Annotated in this window: 19 protein-coding genes; 12 read left to right on the forward strand and 7 right to left on the reverse strand. The window is 63.8% G+C overall.

Annotated features, from left to right (window positions below):
* Positions 1-62: 62 nt before the first annotated feature.
* Both NPS29_RS25370 and NPS29_RS25375 read right to left on the reverse strand, forming a co-directional pair.
* Complete coding sequence (locus NPS29_RS25370) at positions 63-716, reverse strand: class I SAM-dependent methyltransferase (protein WP_274135981.1); 654 nt, start codon at positions 714-716, stop codon at positions 63-65.
* Positions 713-1,165, reverse strand: a complete 453-nt coding sequence (locus NPS29_RS25375; protein WP_274135982.1) for a YbaY family lipoprotein — start codon at positions 1,163-1,165, stop codon at positions 713-715. Before NPS29_RS25375 ends, NPS29_RS25370 begins: the two co-directional genes overlap by 4 nt.
* A gap of 175 nt (positions 1,166-1,340) precedes the next feature.
* Here NPS29_RS25375 and nrdR point away from each other — a divergent pair, with 175 nt between their 5' ends.
* The 12 genes from nrdR (at position 1,341) to NPS29_RS25435 (ending at position 10,131) form a co-directional block, all read left to right on the forward strand.
* Entirely contained in the window at positions 1,341-1,805 is a 465-nt protein-coding gene (gene nrdR / locus NPS29_RS25380) for a transcriptional regulator NrdR (protein ID WP_274135983.1), read from the forward strand.
* 2 nt (positions 1,806-1,807) lie between these two features.
* Positions 1,808-2,947, forward strand: coding sequence for a bifunctional diaminohydroxyphosphoribosylaminopyrimidine deaminase/5-amino-6-(5-phosphoribosylamino)uracil reductase RibD (ribD, locus tag NPS29_RS25385; RefSeq protein WP_274135984.1), 1,140 nt, complete (start codon positions 1,808-1,810; stop codon positions 2,945-2,947).
* 46 nt (positions 2,948-2,993) lie between these two features.
* Positions 2,994-3,665, forward strand: a complete 672-nt coding sequence (locus NPS29_RS25390; protein WP_274135986.1) for a riboflavin synthase — start codon at positions 2,994-2,996, stop codon at positions 3,663-3,665.
* 16 nt (positions 3,666-3,681) lie between these two features.
* Positions 3,682-4,773 carry a bifunctional 3,4-dihydroxy-2-butanone-4-phosphate synthase/GTP cyclohydrolase II gene (ribBA, locus tag NPS29_RS25395; protein ID WP_274135988.1) on the forward strand — a complete coding sequence of 364 codons (1,092 nt, stop codon included), beginning with the start codon at positions 3,682-3,684 and terminating at the stop codon, positions 4,771-4,773.
* Positions 4,774-4,908: 135 nt separating this feature from the next.
* Complete coding sequence (gene ribH / locus NPS29_RS25400; protein WP_074756916.1) at positions 4,909-5,385, forward strand: 6,7-dimethyl-8-ribityllumazine synthase; 477 nt, start codon at positions 4,909-4,911, stop codon at positions 5,383-5,385.
* On the forward strand, positions 5,382-5,882 hold the full coding sequence (gene nusB / locus NPS29_RS25405) for a transcription antitermination factor NusB (RefSeq protein ID WP_274135992.1): 501 nt from the start codon (positions 5,382-5,384) through the stop codon (positions 5,880-5,882). Before ribH ends, nusB begins: the two co-directional genes overlap by 4 nt.
* Before the next feature lie 39 nt (positions 5,883-5,921).
* Complete coding sequence (gene thiL / locus NPS29_RS25410) at positions 5,922-6,887, forward strand: thiamine-phosphate kinase (protein WP_274136030.1); 966 nt, start codon at positions 5,922-5,924, stop codon at positions 6,885-6,887.
* Positions 6,884-7,393, forward strand: a complete 510-nt coding sequence (locus NPS29_RS25415; protein ID WP_108239527.1) for a phosphatidylglycerophosphatase A family protein — start codon at positions 6,884-6,886, stop codon at positions 7,391-7,393. Before thiL ends, NPS29_RS25415 begins: the two co-directional genes overlap by 4 nt.
* Before the next feature lie 10 nt (positions 7,394-7,403).
* A complete protein-coding gene (locus tag NPS29_RS25420; RefSeq protein ID WP_400608997.1) occupies positions 7,404-8,195 on the forward strand; it encodes a substrate-binding periplasmic protein in 792 nt (263 codons plus the stop codon).
* A gap of 111 nt (positions 8,196-8,306) precedes the next feature.
* The gene (ribA, locus tag NPS29_RS25425; RefSeq protein WP_274135997.1) at positions 8,307-8,924 is read left to right on the forward strand and encodes a GTP cyclohydrolase II; all 618 of its coding nucleotides are present in this window, start codon (positions 8,307-8,309) and stop codon (positions 8,922-8,924) included.
* Positions 8,921-9,346 (forward strand): MFS transporter, encoded by a 426-nt coding sequence (locus tag NPS29_RS25430; protein WP_274136000.1) that lies wholly within the window; start codon positions 8,921-8,923, stop codon positions 9,344-9,346. The genes ribA and NPS29_RS25430 overlap by 4 nt, the downstream gene beginning before the upstream one ends.
* Positions 9,346-10,131, forward strand: coding sequence for a cobalamin-binding protein (locus NPS29_RS25435; protein WP_274136001.1), 786 nt, complete (start codon positions 9,346-9,348; stop codon positions 10,129-10,131). Before NPS29_RS25430 ends, NPS29_RS25435 begins: the two co-directional genes overlap by 1 nt.
* A gap of 108 nt (positions 10,132-10,239) precedes the next feature.
* On the opposite strand, the gene NPS29_RS25440 is transcribed toward NPS29_RS25435, so the two are convergent.
* From NPS29_RS25440 to NPS29_RS25460, 5 genes are all read right to left on the reverse strand, one after another.
* Positions 10,240-12,123: a TonB-dependent receptor domain-containing protein gene (locus tag NPS29_RS25440; RefSeq protein ID WP_274136003.1), complete on the reverse strand. Its 1,884-nt coding sequence runs from the start codon at positions 12,121-12,123 to the stop codon at positions 10,240-10,242.
* A gap of 118 nt (positions 12,124-12,241) precedes the next feature.
* Entirely contained in the window at positions 12,242-14,134 is a 1,893-nt protein-coding gene (gene dxs, locus NPS29_RS25445; protein ID WP_274136005.1) for a 1-deoxy-D-xylulose-5-phosphate synthase, read from the reverse strand.
* Positions 14,135-14,346: 212 nt separating this feature from the next.
* Entirely contained in the window at positions 14,347-15,234 is an 888-nt protein-coding gene (ispA, locus tag NPS29_RS25450; RefSeq protein ID WP_274136007.1) for a (2E,6E)-farnesyl diphosphate synthase, read from the reverse strand.
* Positions 15,231-15,473, reverse strand: coding sequence for an exodeoxyribonuclease VII small subunit (locus NPS29_RS25455; RefSeq protein WP_062384761.1), 243 nt, complete (start codon positions 15,471-15,473; stop codon positions 15,231-15,233). Before NPS29_RS25455 ends, ispA begins: the two co-directional genes overlap by 4 nt.
* A gap of 321 nt (positions 15,474-15,794) precedes the next feature.
* On the reverse strand, positions 15,795-18,236 hold the full coding sequence (locus tag NPS29_RS25460) for a TonB-dependent siderophore receptor (RefSeq protein ID WP_274136010.1): 2,442 nt from the start codon (positions 18,234-18,236) through the stop codon (positions 15,795-15,797).
* Positions 18,237-18,283 lie beyond the last annotated feature (47 nt).

Below are 18,283 nucleotides of genomic sequence, written 5' to 3' on the forward strand. Positions count from 1 at the left end.
CAGGCGTTGCGAGGGTGTCTGACACGCCGCCATCGCGGGCAAGCGCGCTCCTACGGGGGGTATCAGCGGGTGGCGTGGTACAGGCTGACCTTGCGAAACTCCCACGGCTCGGCCAGATCCGGCAGGGTCAGGGCGTCGAGAATACCCAGGCGGCTATAGGCCGGGTGCTGGAAATCCTTGACCCGCGAGTCCGCCACCAGCGCCTGCTGGCCACGCGTCAGAAACTGATCGAGCAGCGGCAGGTTGGCGCGGTCGTAGAGCACGTCGGCCACCAGAATCAGATCGAAACGGTCCGCCTCGGCGAAGAAATCCGCCGAATACCCCAGCGTCACGCCATTGAGTTCAGCGTTGGCCCTGCACGCCTCGATCGCCACCGGATCGAGATCACAGGCCACCACCTCCAGGGCCCCGGCTTTCATCGCGGCAATCCCGGCAACCCCTGAGCCCGCGCCGAAATCCAGTACGCGCTTGCCCTCGACCCAATGCCGGTGCTCGGCCAGAAACCGTGCCAAGGCAAGACCGCTGGCCCAGCAGAAACTCCAGTAGGGCGGGTCTTCGAGGATGCGTCGGGTTTCTTCAGGGTTGAAGGCGCGGTCCATGTTGTCCGCGTCGATCAGCCATAACTTGAGATCAGTGCCCGGCAGTGTCTCGGCCACCAGCCGGGCATCGCCCAGCAGTTGGCTCAGTTGCGCCTGAAGGTGCGACGGCGGGGTCATGGCATCTTGAAGAATTGCAGTTGGCCCAGCGATTGGGTCTCAGGCCTGGCGATCAGTACCGACGGCAGATGCAGGATCAACTGGCCGGACTGGCTGGCGCGCCCGCGCAGCTCGACCCGCGCACCCACGGGGAAGGCTTCGGGGTTGAAGCGCAACTGGAACGGCAGCGACTGATTGTTGCCGGTCAGCTTGGTGCTGCTCAGCAGTTTTTGCGGGCGATTGCGATCGTCGATGACCATCAGCGCCAGTTCCACCTCGGCGCCCGCCGGCACGCCCAGCAACTGGCCGCTCAGTTCGCGCTGATACGGCAGCAGCGGGCCCGGGCCTTCAGGCAGCTTGATCGCATTGGGGGCAGGCTTGGCCGGTTCCGCAGGTTTGGGCGCCTCGGCGGTGCTACAGGCAGCGAGCAGGCCGGCCAGGCAAATTGCAGCGAGCGTACGTAGCGTCATGAAGAGCTCCAGCTAAAACGATAAACGAACGGGATATGCGGGCTATGACGCAGTATCGCCGAGGGTGGCGGCTTTTGCCCCACACGGATGGGCGTCTGTATACCTCAAAGAACCGCACTTGTCTTGCCGGCGGGATGCGCTACCATGGCCCTCCCTTTTTTTGTTGCCTGCCACCATGCACTGTCCCTTCTGCGGTGCCAACGACACCAAAGTCATCGATTCCCGTCTGGTCGCCGAAGGTGATCAGGTCCGCCGTCGCCGCGAGTGCGTGGCCTGTGGCGAACGTTTCACCACCTTTGAAACCGCCGAGCTGGTGCTGCCAAGGCTGATCAAGCAGGACGGCAGCCGCCAGCCCTTCGACGAAGAGAAGCTGCGAGCCGGCATGCAGCGTGCGCTGGAGAAGCGCCCGGTCAGCGTCGAGCGCCTTGAAGCAGCCCTGGCCCACATCAAGAGCAAGCTGCGGGCGACCGGCGAGCGCGAGGTCAAGTCGTTGATCGTCGGGGAGCTGGTGATGAGCGAGCTGCAGAAGCTCGACGAAGTGGCCTACATCCGCTTTGCTTCGGTGTATCGGCGGTTCCAGGACCTCAACGAATTCCGCGAAGAAATCGACCGACTGGCCCGCGAGCCGGTTAAAGAGTGAGCATGTCCAACGCAGAGCAAAGCGTGCTCGACGCCTCCTACATGGCGCGAGCGCTGGAACTGGCGCGCAAGGGTGTGTATTCCACCCATCCCAACCCCCGGGTGGGTTGCGTGATCGTGCGTGATGGCGAAGTCGTCGGCGAAGGCTGGCACGTACGCGCAGGCGAGCCCCACGCTGAAGTCCACGCGCTGCGTCAGGCGGGCGACAAGGCCCGCGGCGCCACCGCCTACGTCACCCTCGAACCCTGCAGCCATCATGGTCGCACGCCGCCCTGCGCCGATGCGTTGGTCAACGCGGGCGTGGCGCGGGTCGTCGCCGCCATGCAGGACCCCAACCCCAATGTCGCCGGACGCGGCCTGTTACGCCTGATGAGCGCCGGTATCGCCGTGCAGAGTGGCGTGCTCGAAGGCGAAGCTCGAGCGCTGAACAAAGGCTTTCTCAAGCGCATGGAACACGGCCTGCCGTACGTGCGCGTGAAGCTGGCGATGAGCCTGGACGGGCGCACCGCCATGGCCAGCGGCGAGAGCCAGTGGATAACCGGCCCCGAAGCGCGCTCTGCGGTGCAGCGTCTGCGGGCTCAGGCCAGCGTGGTGCTGACCGGCGCTGATACCGTGCTGGCCGACAACGCGCGGCTGACCGTGCGCCCTGACGAATTGGGCCTGAACGCCGAACTGACGGCACTGGCCGTGACGCGCCCGCCGCTGCGGGTGTTGATCGACGGCCGTCTGCGCGTGCCCCTCGATGCACCGTTCTTCAAGGCGGGCAACGCGCTGGTCGCGACCTGCGCGGCTGCGTCGGCCCGTGAACGCTACAGCGACGAAGGCCATGAATTGCTGGCGCTGCCCAGCAGCGGCGGGCATGTGGACCTGCGCAAGCTGCTGGTCGAACTGGCGAACCGGGGCGTCAACGACGTACTGGTCGAAGCCGGGCCCAAGCTTGCGGGCGCTTTTACCCGCCTGGGGTTGGTGGATGAATTTCAGATTTTCGTCGCCGGCAAGTTCATGGGCTCTTCTGCGCGTCCGTTGCTGGACCTGCCGCTGGCGCAAATGAGCGAATCGCTGGAGCTGAAAATCGTCGAAATGCGCGCCGTTGGAAATGATTGGCGAGTCATCGCAATACCTGCACCGAGCCCAAGCGTATAATTCCGGCTTTCGCTTAAAGCGCAGGCCCCGTTCTCCTGGAGGACCCATGTTTACCGGCATCATCGAATCCATCGGCAGCATCCGCGCCATCACTCCCAAAGGCGGCGATGTCCGCGTTTATGTAGAGACCGGCAAACTCGACCTCTCCGACGTCAAGCTCGGCGACAGCATCGCAGTCAACGGCGTGTGCCTGACCGCCGTGGAACTGCCGGGCGACGGTTTCTGGGCTGATGTCAGCCGCGAAACCCTCGACGTGACTGCGTTCGTCGATCTGAAGACCGGCAGCCGCGTGAACCTTGAAAAGGCCCTGACCCCGACCACCCGCCTGGGCGGCCACCTGGTCAGCGGCCACGTCGACGGCGTCGGCGAAGTGTTGTCCCGCGAGGAAAACGCCCGCGCAATCCAGTTCCGCATGCGCGCCCCGCGTGAGCTGGCCAAGTACATCTCGCACAAGGGTTCGATCACCGTCGACGGCACCAGCCTGACCGTGAACGCGGTCAATGGCGCCGAGTTCGAACTGACCATCGTCCCGCACACGCTGGCCGAAACCATCATGGGCGACTACCGCCCGGGCCGTAAGATCAACCTTGAGGTGGATCTGCTGGCGCGTTACCTGGAGCGCCTGCTGCTCGGTGACAAGGCCGCCGACCCGACGCCAGCCCAGGGCGGCAACATCACTGAAAGCTTTCTGGCCGCCAACGGCTACCTCAAATCCTGAATGAAGGGGGTGCCGCGTGGCGCTCAATAGCATCGAAGAACTGGTTGAAGACATTCGCCAAGGCAAGATGGTCATCCTGATGGATGACGAAGATCGCGAAAACGAAGGCGATCTGATCATGGCCTCCGAGTGCGTCAAGCCCGAGCACATTAACTTCATGGCGCGTTACGCACGTGGCCTGATCTGCATGCCCATGACCCGTGAGCGCTGCGAAGCGCTGAAGCTGCCGCTGATGGCGCCGCGCAACGGTTCGGGCTTCGGCACCAAGTTCACCGTTTCCATCGAGGCCGCCGAAGGCGTGACCACCGGCATTTCCGCCGCCGACCGCGCCCGCACCGTGCAGGCGGCCGCCGCCAAGGACGCCAAGGCCGAAGACATCGTCAGCCCCGGCCACATCTTCCCGCTGATGGCTCAGGCCGGCGGTACGCTGTCCCGCGCTGGCCACACCGAAGCTGCGTGCGACCTGGCGCGCATGGCCGGTTTCGAGCCGACCGGCGTGATCTGCGAAGTGATGAACGACGACGGCACCATGTCCCGTCGCGCCGAACTGGAAGTCTTCGCCGCCGAGCACAACATCAAGATCGGCACCATCGCCGACCTGATTCACTACCGCATGATTCACGAACGTACCGTTCAGCGGATTGCCGAGCAGCCGCTGGACACCGAACAGGGCCAGTTCAACCTGGTGACCTACCGTGATTCGGTCGAAGGCGACGTTCACCTGGCCTTGACCCTGGGCAAGGTCTGCGCGGAAGAACCGACCCTGGTTCGCGTGCACAACATGGACCCGCTGCGTGACCTGCTGATGGTCAAACAGCCCGGCCGCTGGAGCCTGCGGGCTGCAATGGCGGCGGTTGCCGAGGCGGGCAGCGGCGTGGTGTTGCTGCTCGGGCACCCGCTCGACGGCGACGCGGTGCTGGCCCATGTGCGGGAAACCGCAGGTGCCGCGCCGGTCAAGACACCGACCACCTACAGCACTGTCGGTGCGGGTTCGCAGATCCTTCGCGACCTGGGCGTTCGCAAAATGCGCCTGATGAGTTCGCCAATGAAGTTCAACGCGATATCCGGTTTCGATCTGGAAGTTGTAGAATACGTGCCCTCCGAATAAAGACCGGCAGGTCACCGGCCGTGAAAACCTCAGGATTTCACGGCTTTTGTCCCTGCGGTCGCCGATTCGTGGCCTAAAATCCCTGAAAGCGCGCGCCTGATGCGCGCTTGCTCTTTAATTATGAGACTCAGCCGAATGACCCTGAAGACCATCGAAGGTACCTTCATCGCCCCACAAGGTCGCTACGCCCTGGTGGTTGGCCGCTTCAACAGCTTCGTCGTCGAAAGCCTGGTGAGCGGTGCCGTTGATGCCCTGGTTCGCCATGGCGTGAGCGAAAGCGACATCACCATCATCCGTGCCCCGGGCGCGTTCGAAATCCCGCTGGTGGTGCAGAAAGTCGCCCAGCGCAGCGAATTCTCCGCGATCATCGCCCTGGGCGCCGTGATCCGTGGCGGCACTCCGCACTTCGAATACGTGGCTGGCGAATGCACCAAGGGCCTGGCCCAGGTGTCCATGGAGTTCGGCGTACCGGTCGCCTTTGGCGTGCTGACCGTCGATTCCATCGAACAAGCCATCGAACGTTCCGGCACCAAGGCCGGTAACAAAGGCGCTGAAGCTGCCCTGTCCGCCATCGAGATGGTCAGCCTGTTGGCGCAGTTGGAGGCCAAGTGATTAACGACGAAAGCGATCGCTTCAACCCACGCGATCCGCGCCCTGCGGACGCCGGCAAGCCATCGAAAAGTGAAAAGCGCCGTGCTGCACGTCAGTTGGCGACCCAGGCCCTGTATCAACTGCACATGGCCAAGCAATCGCTGAACGAAATCGAAGCGCAATTTCGCGTCGATAACGATTTCACCGACGTCGATGGCGCGTATTTCCGTGAAATTCTTCACGGTGTACCGACCAGGAAAGACCAGATCGACACCGCGCTGGCGCCGTGCCTGGACCTGACCATCGACGAGCTGGACCCGGTTGAACTGGCCGTTCTGCGCCTGTCCACCTGGGAACTGATGGAACGCATCGACGTGCCATACCGCGTGGTCATCAACGAAGGCATCGAGCTTGCGAAGGTCTACGGTTCCACCGACGGCCACAAGTTCGTCAACGGCGTGCTCGACAAGCTGGCTCCGCGTCTGCGCGAAGTCGAAGTCAAGGCCAACAAGCGCTGAGGCGTCTGGGTATCTCCAGAACCTTGAGTGTTTGATGCCATGGGCGAGTTCGAGCTGATCCGCAACTACTTCGCCGCTGCGCCCTGCGCGCAGCCGGGCGAAGGTGTTGCATTGGGGATTGGCGACGACTGCGCCCTGTTGTCGGTGCCGCCGGGCGAACAGCTGGCGGTGTCCACCGACACGCTGGTGGCCGGGGTGCATTTCCCCGACGCCTGCGATCCTTTCCTGCTGGGCCAGCGTGCCCTGGGCGTCTCTGCCAGCGATCTGGCGGCCATGGGCGCCAAACCCCTCGCATTCACCCTTGCCCTGACCCTGCCGGACGTTTCTGCTGCCTGGCTTTCAGCGTTCGCCCGTGGTTTGAACGAGATGGCCCAGGCTTGCTCGATGCGGCTGATCGGCGGCGACACCACGCGCGGGCCTCTGAGCCTGACCGTGACGGTGTTCGGCTCGGTGCCCAAAGGCCTGGCGCTGACCCGCGGTGGCGCGCGGCCGGGGGACCTGCTGTGCGTCGGCGGGCCCTTGGGCGACGGCGCCGGGGCACTGCCGCTGGTGTTGAACCAGCGCACGACACAGGCGTCTACCGCAGAGGCGCTGCTGGCGCGCTACTGGTCCCCCCAGCCGCAGCTTGAACTGGGCATGGCGCTGCGTGGCAAGGCCAGCGCGGCGCTGGACATCTCCGACGGACTGCTCGCCGATTGCGGGCATATCGCATTGGCATCGGGCGTACGCTTGCTGATAGAGCGGGACAAAGTGCCGATGTCTGACGCGCTGCTGGCATTTTTCGGCGCAGACCAGGCGCTGAATGCTGCGCTCAGTGGCGGCGATGACTACAGACTCGCGTTCACGCTCCCGGCATCATGCCTGCCTGACCTGCTCGCCGCTGGCTGGCCGGTCCACATGATCGGCCGGGTGGTCGAAGGGCAGGGCGTCACACTGATCGACGAGCATGGGCAGGACGTCACTCCGTTGACTCGGGGTTATCAACATTTTCGGGAGACACGGTGACAGATCATCCTAACCAGGTCCCGGCGGAAAACGTTCCGCCGTCGGTATGGACCAACCCCTGGCATTTCCTGGCCTTCGGCTTCGGCTCCGGCACCTTGCCCAAGGCGCCCGGCACCTGGGGCTCGATGGTTGCAGTGCCATTCATTCCGCTGTGGCAGATGCTGCCGGACTGGGGCTACTGGCTGATGCTGGGCATCACCATGCTGTTCGGCTTCTGGCTGTGCGGCAAGGTGGCGGACGATCTGCGGGTGCACGATCACGAAGGCATCGTCTGGGACGAAATGGTCGGCATGTGGATCACCCTGTGGCTGGTGCCCGAAGGCTGGGTCTGGCTGCTGGTGGGCTTTTTGGTGTTCCGGTTTTTCGACATTCTCAAACCTTGGCCCATCCATTGGGTCGACAAGCATGTTCACGGCGGCGTCGGCATCATGCTCGACGATGTACTGGCCGGGGTTTTTGCGTGGTTGGCGATGCAGGGTCTAGTCTGGGTGTGGGGCGTCATATAGGAAACGGCTCATGGGGCGCGTGGGTGTGAAGTGGCTGGCTGGCCTTTCGGCGTTGGTGGCGGGTTGCTGGATGGTTGCCGGGCTGGTATCGGCCCAGGCTTCGTCCGACAAGCCCAAGGACATCGTGCTGGTCAGCGAGCAGTGGAATGCCTACACCGAGGCGGACGGCACCGGGCTGGGCTGGGACCTGATGCGCGAGGTGTTCGAGCCAGCCGGGATCAAGGTCGCCTCGCGCATCGAACCCTACACCCGCGCCGTTGGCCTGGTGCAGCGGGGCGAGGCGGATGCCTGGGTCGGTGCCTACGAGAATGAAGTCGAAGGCACGCTGTATCCGAAGTGGCACTACGACACTGACGAAATCTACGCCCTGGGCCTGGCGTCCAATCCGGCGCCGACCCTGGCTTCGCTGGGCAGTTATCGCCTGGCCTGGGTGCGGGGCTATGAATTCCAGCACTACCTGCCCAATGTCCAGCACTTCAACGAAGTGGCCCGGCGGGACCATATCCTTTCGATGCTCGATCACGGCCGCGCCGACCTGTACATCGACGCCAGGCCCGAGGTGGACTTCATCCTCGGGCAGACGAAGGAGCCGCAGCGTTTTCGCACGACATACCTTACGGCCATTCCGCTGTTCCTGAGCTTTGCAGACAACGAGCGGGGCCGTGCGCTGCGTGACATCTTCGATGAACGGATGGCCAGGCTGGTGCAATCCGGCAAGCTGCGGCCGATCTTCGCGAAGTGGAAACAGCCTTATCCATTCGATGCCGACGAAGTCCGCGTCAAGGCGAAGGTCAAGCAATGATCGAACATGTTGATCTGAATGGCCGACAATTCAGCCTAAGCGCCTGTCGAAGCCTGCTGTTACAATGCGGCCTTGCTAATTTCCAGTCCTCATACTGATCAGGAGCACACGGTGCCCGTCGTATTTGTCGCGGCTTCCAAGCTGCCTACCCCTTTTGCCACTTTCAAAATGAACGGCTTCCTCGAAGAGGAAACCGGTCGCGAACACGTCGTTCTCAGCCTGGGTGATGTGTCGGATGGCGCTCCAGTCCTGGGGCGCGTGCATTCCGAATGCCTGACAGGCGATGCCTTGTTCAGCCAGCGTTGCGACTGCGGCTCGCAACTTGAAGCCGCCTTGCGCGCCATTGCCGCCGAAGGTCGCGGCGTTCTGTTGTATCTGCGCCAGGAAGGGCGTGGTATCGGTCTGATGAACAAGATCCGTGCCTATGAATTGCAGGACGGCGGTGCCGACACCGTCGAAGCGAACGAACGCCTGGGCTTCGCCGCCGATCAGCGCGACTACGCCATCTGCCTGCCGATGCTCGAGCATCTGGGCGTGAAATCCCTGCGTCTGATGACCAACAATCCACGCAAGGTCAAAGCCTTGACCGACATGGGCATCAACGTTGCCGAGCGCGTGCCGCTGCACACCGGCCACAACCCGCACAACAAGCTGTACCTGGCCACCAAGGCCGGCAAGCTCGGCCACATGATGGGCAACGAGCATCAGAGCGAGGTCGATCCCGCGTGACACGGGGCAATGTGCGCCGTCGTCTGGCGCTGGCGTGGTGGCGGCAACTGGCGCTGACGCTGGCGCCGTTGCTGGTGGTGTGCCTGTTCCTGAGCAGCGATGAGGGGCCGGTCAGCCCGTCGGTGTTCGCCATGCCGCTGTTCATCGCAGGCGTGGCCTCGATGTTCCTCAGCATCAAGCCGTTTGGTGTCTACAAGCGCGCCTTGATCAGAACCCAGAAAGCCCTCGACACCCCGGACGAGCCAGCCGCCTGGCTGCGGCTGGCGGCTGATCGACGCATGGCGTTCCTGTTTGCCGGGTTGCCTGCGTGGATCGCCGCGCTGGCGGTGTTCGCGGACCTTGAGGCCGTTCCCCTGGCCCTCCTGGCGCTGTCCAGCGTCATTCTGCTTTCCCTGTACCGCATTCCTCGCCAGTTGGCCTGATGCGCCGCGTTCTCGGCTGTCTGCTGCTGGTGACTGCCTGGCAGGTCAACGCCGCCGAGCGCGTGGTCAGCCTCGCGCCTTCTCTGACGGAAATCGTGATCGAACTGGGCGCTGCCGATCGGTTGGTCGGCGTGCTCGATGGTGGCGAACGCCCCGCCCAGGTTGCGGGTGTGCCTTCGGTGGGGCGTTACGGCCAGTTGAACATGGAACAGGTGCTCGCCCTGCGCCCCGATTTGTTGCTGCTGTGGCCGGGCAGCGTCAGTGCGGCCCAGCGCGACCAGTTGCAGCGCCTGAACATCCCCACCTTTACCGCCGAGCCGCATACGCTGGATCAACTGGCCGAGCAGATCGGGCAGATCGGCGAGCGCCTTGGTAGGGCCGAGCAGGGGCAGCAGGTGGCAGGGGATTTTCGTCAACGGCTTGCTGATCTGAGAACACGCTATCGACGGCAGACGCCGACCAGTGTGTTCTATCAGGTGTGGGATCAGCCGCTGTACACCGTGGGCGGCGGGCAGATCATCAGCGATGCGCTGAAGGTGTGCGGGGCGCGCAGCCTGTTTTCCGACCTCGCCCAGCCCGCGCCGCAGGTCAGTCTGGAAGCGGTGCTGCAGCGTAATCCCGAAGTGGTGGTGGCCGGCTCGGCGTCCCAGCTGGATATCTGGAAAGCCTGGCCGTCGCTCAAAGCCCGGCTGCTGGTGGTACCGGATAAAGGCATCGAGCGGCCAAGTGGGCAGATGCTGGGGGCGGTGGCGAAGTTGTGTGAAACCCTCTCTCCCGAGCGATGAGCGAACGATTGTAGGAGCGCGCTTGCCCGCGATTGCGGTGCGTCAGACACATCAGATGGCACAGGGATACCGCCGTCGCGGGCAAGCGCGCTCCTACAGGGGGGGAGCCTACAACTCCGGCGTCCAGGTCACCCCGAACATCCACGTCCGCCCCTCTTCGCGGTACCCGTAATTGCTGCCATCGAAACTGTACAGCGCGCGGCTGTAGCGCTGGTCCAAGGCGTTATCCAGCTTGAACTCCAGTTTCACCTCATCACTGGCCTTCCAGCTGCTGCGCAGGCCAAACAGCCCATAGCCGCCGATGTGCTGGGTGTTGGCCTCGTCGTTGTAGCTGTCGCTCACCGCCTGCCAGCTGGCGCCGACGCCGAGGCGGTCGAACTGGCGGTCCAGGTCCAGGTTCACGGTCCGGCGTGCACGGCGATTCAGCGTGTGGCCGGTGTCGCGGTCGCGCGGGTCGATGATCGAGGCGCCGAGTTTGCCGGTCCAGCCGAACAGTTGCTGTTCCAGCGATGCTTCAAAACCGTTGATTCGCGCGGAGCCGATGTTCTGCGGGCTGAAATCGGCATCCAGTGCAATGGCGTCTTCAAGGTCGGTTCGGTACAGCGACGCCTCCAGCTTGCTGGTTTCGCTCAAACGGCTGCGCCATTGCACCTCGTAGCTTTTCGAGTGCTCGGGTTTGAGATTCGGGTTGCTGAAGCCTGGGTAATACAGATCGTTGAATGTCGGCGCACGGAAGCCTTCACTGTAGGAAAGCAGCACGTCGTTGGCGTCGTCGAGGGGTACGGTCAGCGTGCCGCTCCAGGTGTTCTGGCTGCCGAACTGCTGGTTCTGATCGTGGCGCAGGCCCAGTTCCGTCGAGAAGCCATCACCCTTGTAGCGGTGCTGAACGAAGGCTGCGCGGTTCCAGCGGCTGTCTTCGTCGAAGGTTGTGCTGCTGTTGACCCGATCTTCGTACCCGTCCGCGCCGAGCATCAGGCTGTTGCGGTCGTCCAGCGTCAGGTCGTTCTGCCAGTTCACCGAGTCACGGTAGGTGTTGAACACGTAGCGGTCGTCACTGAGCTTGTCGGCGGTCTTTTCGCGGTTCTCGCTGTGGCCCAGTTCCAGGCGGGTTTTCCAGCGCTCGTTGATTCGCGCGTCCAGGTAGGTGCCCAGGCTGCTCAGCTCGAAGTCGCTGTATTGCTGCTGGCCGACGGTGTTGAACGTGACCGGGTCGAACAGGCCAAACGGGTTGTCGAGTTCGGTCTTGCCCTTGTTGTCGAGCGCGTTGAAGCCGATTTCCACGTCATCGCTCAACCAGTGGCTCAGGTTCAGGCTGTACGACTTGTTTCGATAGGCGTCGTGATCGGCGTCGCTGGCGAAGGACGGACCGGTTCGGTCGATGCCATCGGTTTGCTCCAGGCTGGTGCTCAGGTTGAAATGGGTCCGGGCATCGCCGCCCGACAGGCCAAGGCTGTTCTGTGTGGTGCCGCGATTGCCGAAACCGGTGTGCAGCCGGGCTTGCAGGCCCTGTTCGGCGCCTCGGCGGGTGAAGATCTGGATCACCCCGCCGATGGCGTCCGCACCGTAAACGACTGAGCGCGAACCGCGCAGCACTTCGACGCGCTCCACCTGATCGACGTTGAGGTATTGCAGGGCGCTGTCGGCCGACGTGGCGTTGGCGATCCGCTGGCCGTCGACCAGCACCAGGCTCTGGGCGGCCTTGGTCCCGCGGATATAGATTCCTGGCAGGCTGCCGCGCCCGCCACTTGGCGCCACCTGCACGCCAGGCACGCGGTTGAGCAGGTCGGTGACGCTGGTCGGTTGCAGGCGTTCGATGTCTGCTCGGGTGAATACGGTGTTGGCGGCGGTGCTGGCATCCCGTTCCTCGACCTGGCGGTTGGCGCTGATCAGGACGTCAGGCAGCTTCAGGGCGTTTTCGCGGTCGGGCAGGTCGGCGAAGGCTTGGGTGGATGGCAGCAGGGATAGAGCGAGGGCAATGCGAGAAAAAATCATGACGTTACCGCAAGAACCTGTAGGAGTGAGCTTGCTCGCGATAGCATCACGTCACACGACTTCTGTGTGTCTGATATGACGCTATCGCGAGCAAGCTCACTCCTACAGGAATAGAACGTTACAGGTCAGCCAGGCGCGCGTTGATCGACGCTTCAATCCCGTCCGCATCCAGCCCGCACTCGGCGAGCATCTGCGCAGGTTTGGCGTGTTCGACGTAGACATCCGGCAAGCCCAGGTGCAGCACGGACTTGAGAATGTTCTCCCGCGCCAGGAACTCGCTGACCGCCGCGCCCGCGCCACCCATGATGGCGTTTTCTTCGATGGTCACCAGCAGGTCGTGGCCGGCGGCCATTTCGCGGACCAGTGCTTCGTCCAGTGGCTTGACGAAACGCATGTCGACCACAGTGGCGTCGATCTTCTCGGCTACCTTCAGCGCATCGGCCAATTGCACGCCGAACACCAGCATCGCAACCTTGCTGCCTTGGCGACGAACGATGCCCTTGCCGATTTCCAGCGGCTCAAGGCTGCTGTCGATCACAGCGTTCGGGCCGGTGCCGCGCGGGTAACGCACAGCAGCAGGGCCGTTGAACAGGTGACCGGTGCTGAGCATCTTGCGCAGTTCGTTCTCGTCGCTCGGCGTCATCACCAGCATGCCGGGGATGCAACGCAGGTACGACAGGTCGAAGCTGCCGGCGTGAGTCGGGCCGTCTTCGCCCACCAGGCCTGCGCGGTCGATGGCGAACAGCACGTCGAGGTTCTGCACCGCGACGTCATGGATCAATTGGTCGTAGCCGCGCTGCAGGAAGGTCGAGTAGATCGCGACCACCGGCTTGCTACCTTCGCAGGCCATGCCGGCCGCCAGCGTGACCGCGTGCTGCTCGGCAATGGCGACGTCGAAGTAACGGTCCGGGAAGCGTTCGCTGAACGCGACCAGATCCGAGCCCTCTTTCATCGCCGGGGTGATACCCACCAACCGTTCGTCGGCTTGTGCCATGTCGCACAGCCACTGGCCGAACACGCCGGAATATTTCGGGCCGCTGGCCTTTTTCGGCGCGGCGGCGGGCGCGTTGAGCGGGTCGAGCTTGGTGATCGCGTGGTAGCCGATCGGATCGACCTCGGCCGGCGCGAAGCCCTTGCCCTTCTTGGTCACCACGTGCAGGAACTGCGGGCCCTTGAGGTCACGCATGTTGCGCAGGGTGGCGATCAGGGTTGGCAGGTCGTGGCCGTCGATGGGGCCGATGTAGTTCCAGCCCAGCTCTTCGAACAGGGTACCGGGGACCAGCATGCCCTTGGCGTATTCTTCGGTACGACGGGCGATTTCCCACGCGCCCGGCAGACGCGACAGCACTTTCTTGCTGCCTTCGCGCATGCTGGCGTAGGTGCGGCTGGAAAGAATTTTCGCCAGATAATTCGACAGCCCGCCGACGTTGCGCGAGATCGACATGTCGTTGTCGTTGAGGATCACCAGCATGTCGGCATTGACTTCAGGGGCGTGGTTCAACGCCTCGAACGCCATGCCGGCAGTCAGCGCGCCGTCACCGATCACGGCGATGGCCTTGCGGTCCTTGCCCTGCAGGCGATTGGCGATGGCCATGCCCAGGGCGGCGCTGATCGAGGTGCTGGAGTGGCCGACGCCAAAGGTGTCGTACTCGCTCTCGCTGCGGCGCGGAAACGCTGCCACGCCGCCTTTCTGGCGCAGGGTCGCCATCTGCTCGCGGCGGCCCGTGAGGATCTTGTGCGGATACGCCTGATGGCCGACGTCCCAGACCAGCCGGTCATCGGGGGTATCGAAGACGTAGTGCAGGGCAACGGTCAGTTCGATGACGCCAAGGCCGGCACCGAAATGTCCGCCGGTCTGGCCAACGGTATAGAGCAGCTCCAGGCGCAGTTCGTCAGCCAGGGCTTCGAGCTCGGCTTCACCTAACCGGCGCAGGCCGTCCGGCGTCGCTGCCTTGTCGAGCAGTGGCGTGGACGGGCGCTCGCGGGGAATCTCTTTGAACGTCGTGGGCATCAGGCGAATCGTTATAAGTAAAAGACGCGGCAGTTTACCTGATGCATCGCAAGCTGCCCATGAACTGGAACCAATGGATGCTCAAATCAGAGTGCTTGAACGCTACACCCCCGTAGCAGCACGGCTTGCCGGCGGGGGCGTCCGTGAAATCGCCCCCGCCGGCAAGCCGTGCTGCTACGGGGCTGGTGTTGGCCGGACGGTCGTGCGAACGATCAGTTGCGACGTTCGACGATATAACGGGCCAAGGCGCGCAGGGGCTCGGCGGCCGCGTCGAACGGTCGCAGGGCGGCCAGGGCCTGATCGCGCAGTTCGAATGCGTAATGCCTGGCTTCTTCCAGACCCAGGAGAGCCGGGTAGGTCGGCTTGTCGCGGGCAATATCGGCGCCCTGGCGCTTGCCCAAGGTCGCGGTATCGCTCTCGACGTCGAGGATGTCGTCCTGCACCTGGAACGCAAGGCCGATGGCTCGGGCGTAGATCTGCAACGAATCGAGCTGGACCTGGCTGGCGTTACCGCTGGCCAGGGCGCCGAGCCTGACGCTGGCCTCGATCAGCGCGCCGGTCTTGTGCCGGTGCATGAATTCCAGGGCTTTCTGGTCGAGCTTGAGCCCCACCGAACCCAGATCGATCGCCTGACCACCGACCATCCCGGCAGGCCCTGCGGCGTGAGCGAGGGTGGCGACCATCTTCAGGCGGGTCTCGGCGTCCTGCGGGGTCAGCCTGGCGTCGCTCAGCACGCTGAACGCCAGGGTTTGCAGGCCATCACCGGCGAGAATCGCGCAGGCTTCGTCGAACGCCTTGTGGGTGGTCGGCAGGCCGCGACGCAGGTCGTCGTCGTCCATGGCCGGCAGATCGTCGTGAACCAGCGAGTAGGCGTGGATCAACTCGACCGCACAGGCTGCGCCGTTGGCCTGTTCGGCGTTGCCACCCAGGGCTTCGCAGGCCGCGTAGACCAGCAGCGGGCGCACGCGCTTGCCGCCATTGGTGACGCTGTAGCGCATGGCTTCGTAGAGCCTTGTCAATTCAGGAGCAGGAGCGGTGAACAGGGTGTCCAGCGCCGCATTGACGCGGGCCTGACTGAGGGCCTGGTACTCGGCAATCATTCTGGCTGTTCCGCGTCGAAGGGTTCCTCGGCCAGTTCGCCATCGCGCTCGAGCAGGACCTGAACCTTCTGCTCGGCCTGGGCCAGTGCGCTCTGACACTCGCGGGTCAGGCGGATGCCTTGTTCGAAGGCGGTCAACGAGTCTTCCAGCGACAGCTCGCCGTTCTCCAGACGCTCGACCAGCGTTTGCAAATCCGTGAGGGACTGTTCGAAATCCAGTGCAGCTTTCTTGCGGGCCATGGCGGCTATCCCGGTAGACGTTAAACCGGCGCGACACTAGCAGAGCGTGGGGCCTGGGGCAAATGAGAGGTGCCGGATGGGAGGTGTAGCGCAGGCCTGCGCCGAATCGCCACGCCCCTGTAGGATTGAGCTTGCTCGCGATTGCGTCCGTTCAGTTGCTACGTGGCGTCTGGCAGTCAGCAATCGCGAGCAAGCTCACTCCTACAGGTTTTGCGTTGATCCCGGAGCCCGTGACCGGCGCGGTCCGCGTAGCAGCACGGCTTGCCGGCGGGGGCGATTTAGAGGGCGCTCCCGCCGGCAAGCCGTGCTGCTACGGGGGGATTACCAGTCGTAGGTCACGGTGGCGATGACGTTGCGGCGCGGGCCGTAGTAGCAGGCGGTCGGGTTGGTGCAGGCTGTCACGTAGTCCTTGTCGAACAGGTTCGCGGCGTTGACCGACACGCGAGTGCCTTGCAGGTCATGGGCGAGCTTGCCCAGGTCGTAATGGATCGCTGCGTCAGCCACGGTCACGTTGCCGGTCTTGATGCGGTTGAGCGAAGCGCTCGGCGAGCTGCCGCTGCTGCCCCAGACCGCCCCGGTGTATCGCGCACCCACTCCCACACCGAAGCCATCCAGAGGGCCTTCGCGGAAGGTGTAGTCCAGCCAGGTCGAGGCCTGATGACGCGGCGTAAACGGCAGTTCATTACCTTTATCGGTGTACGCCGAGGTGATGTAGCCGGACTTGGTCACTTCGCTGTCGGTGTAGGTGTACGAAGCCAGCACATCCAGATTCGGCGTCAGCGCGGCCTTGCCCTCCAGTTCGAAGCCTCGCGTCTCGGCCTCGCCGATCTGCACAGTGTTGCGCGTGTCAGCCGGGTCAACCGTGGTCAGGTTCTGCTGGGTCAGCTTGTACACCGAGGCCGTGATGTAGCTTTCCTGGCCCGGCGGTTGGTACTTCACGCCTGCTTCATACTGCTCGCCCTCGGTGGGCTTGAAGATCGGCGTGGTCGAGCTGACGCTGGTGTTGAGCGTCGGGTCGAACCACTGGGAGTAGCTGAAGTACGGCATCACGCCGTTGTCGAACAGATAACCCAGCCCCGCGCGCCAGGTGCCTTTCTCGTCATCCTGCTTGATGTCGCGATTGGTCGGGTTGGCGCGGTCCGGGCGGAACGCGCTGTCGGCCTTGGCCCAGTCGTAACGCCCGCCCAGGGTCAGGATCCAGTGGTCGAGCTTGATCTGGTCCTGGAAATAGACGCCGGTCTGTTTCTGCACCTGATACATGTCGCGACCCACGTACTGGTTGCTGACGCTACCGCCGTAGGTCGGGTTATACGGGTTGATCGAGGTGAAGCTGCCGTTGACCACGTCGTTGTCCAGGGCGCTGCGGCGGAAATCCACACCTATCAGCAGCGTATGGTCCAGGGCGCCGGTGGTGAAGTTGGCCTGGGCCTGGTTGTCGACGTTGAAAATCTGGATGTTGCGCTTGATGTCCGACGCCAGCCGCGCCAGCACCGGGCTGGTAGCACTCACATAACCGTTGTTGAACGCCGAGCGGTTCTGCACGTTGACCTTGCTCCAGCGCAGGTTCTGACGAACGGTCCAGGTGTCGTTGAAGTGATGCTCGAACAGGTAGCCGAGCTGGAAGCTTTCGCGGCGCATCTGGTCGTAGTCCGGGTCACCCAGCAGGGTGTCGCTGCCGATGTGGCCCCAGGGCGAGCCGTTCAGCGAGCCTTTCTGCGGGTAGTACTGCTCGGTGGTGCCGCCCCAGTCGCGCTGATATTGCGCGAGCAGCGTCAGCGAGGTGTCGTCGTTGGGGCGCCAGGTCAGGGCCGGGGCGATGAAGTTGCGGTTGTTGTCGACGTGATCGACCTGGGTGCCGCTGTCCTTTACCAAGCCTGTCAGGCGATAGCTCCACACGCCCTGATCGTCCAGCGGGCCGCCGAAATCGAAGGCGCCTTGCTTCAAGTCGTGGCTGCCGCCCTGGATCTGCACTTCATGCAGGGGCGTTGCGGTCGGCAGTTTGCTGGTCAGGTTGATCAGCCCGCCCGGACGGCTCTGGCCGTAGAGCATGGAACTGGGGCCGCGCAGTACCTCGATGCTTTGCAGGCCGTAGGGCTCGGACATGCCGCCCTGGCCGCTTTCGCCGTAGGGCAGCATCAGGCCGTCCTGAAACACATAGGGCGAGAAGCCGCGCACGCGAAACTGCTCGCGGGAGTTGTTGGCGCCGGTGTATTCGCCGTAGATGCCCGGCGTGTAGCGCACGGCCTGGCTGACGTCCTGCACGGCCTGATCGTTCATCTGCTTGCGGCTGACGACCGAAATCGATTGTGGGACTTCGTCCAGCGGGGTGTCGGTCTTGGTCGCGCCCACGCTGCGTGTGACGACGTAGCTGTGGTCGCCGTTTTCGCTGTCGCTGTTTGAGATGCCGTCGATGGTGGTGGCGCCGAGGTTGACCGCGCCCGCAGGCAGGCGCTTGAGCGTCAGAGTGCCGCCGCTGGTGGTTTCAAGACCCAGCCCGGAACCGGACAGTGCCTGGCTGATCGCCTGTTCGGTGCTCATGTCGCCGTGTACGGCAGGCGCTTGATGGCCGGCCACCAGCGACGGATCGTAGACGATCTCGCGACCGCTCTGTTGGGCGATGCGTCCCAGGGTCGAACTCAGGCTGGCGGCCGGCAGATCGAAACTTGCGGCCAGCAGCATCTGGCTGCTCAAGGCCAGCGGGCCCAGCAGCAGGGCGGCGCGCAGCGGGTTCAGACGAAAGGCGTTACGGGTACGGCGGGACATGACTCGGGCTCCATTGGCAGTCGCATGAATGAGCGGTTCATGGGGTA

Origin of the sequence: Pseudomonas putida, assembly GCF_028682175.1 — a bacterium.
GTDB classification, from domain to species: Bacteria; Pseudomonadota; Gammaproteobacteria; order Pseudomonadales; family Pseudomonadaceae; genus Aquipseudomonas; species Aquipseudomonas putida_AD.

Coding starts and splice junctions, on each gene's coding strand:
- NPS29_RS25390 (WP_274135986.1), top strand. CDS start 2,994: ATGTTTACCGGCATCATCGAATCCATCGGCAGCATCCGCGCCATCACT.
- ribH (WP_074756916.1), top strand. CDS start 4,909: ATGACCCTGAAGACCATCGAAGGTACCTTCATCGCCCCACAAGGTCGC.
- NPS29_RS25455 (WP_062384761.1), bottom strand. CDS start 15,473: ATGGCCCGCAAGAAAGCTGCACTGGATTTCGAACAGTCCCTCACGGAT.
- NPS29_RS25435 (WP_274136001.1), top strand. CDS start 9,346: ATGCGCCGCGTTCTCGGCTGTCTGCTGCTGGTGACTGCCTGGCAGGTC.
- NPS29_RS25420 (WP_400608997.1), top strand. CDS start 7,404: ATGGGGCGCGTGGGTGTGAAGTGGCTGGCTGGCCTTTCGGCGTTGGTG.
- NPS29_RS25375 (WP_274135982.1), bottom strand. CDS start 1,165: ATGACGCTACGTACGCTCGCTGCAATTTGCCTGGCCGGCCTGCTCGCT.
- ispA (WP_274136007.1), bottom strand. CDS start 15,234: ATGATTGCCGAGTACCAGGCCCTCAGTCAGGCCCGCGTCAATGCGGCG.
- NPS29_RS25370 (WP_274135981.1), bottom strand. CDS start 716: ATGACCCCGCCGTCGCACCTTCAGGCGCAACTGAGCCAACTGCTGGGC.
- dxs (WP_274136005.1), bottom strand. CDS start 14,134: ATGCCCACGACGTTCAAAGAGATTCCCCGCGAGCGCCCGTCCACGCCA.
- ribD (WP_274135984.1), top strand. CDS start 1,808: ATGTCCAACGCAGAGCAAAGCGTGCTCGACGCCTCCTACATGGCGCGA.
- nrdR (WP_274135983.1), top strand. CDS start 1,341: ATGCACTGTCCCTTCTGCGGTGCCAACGACACCAAAGTCATCGATTCC.
- NPS29_RS25440 (WP_274136003.1), bottom strand. CDS start 12,123: ATGATTTTTTCTCGCATTGCCCTCGCTCTATCCCTGCTGCCATCCACC.
- NPS29_RS25460 (WP_274136010.1), bottom strand. CDS start 18,236: ATGTCCCGCCGTACCCGTAACGCCTTTCGTCTGAACCCGCTGCGCGCC.
- thiL (WP_274136030.1), top strand. CDS start 5,922: ATGGGCGAGTTCGAGCTGATCCGCAACTACTTCGCCGCTGCGCCCTGC.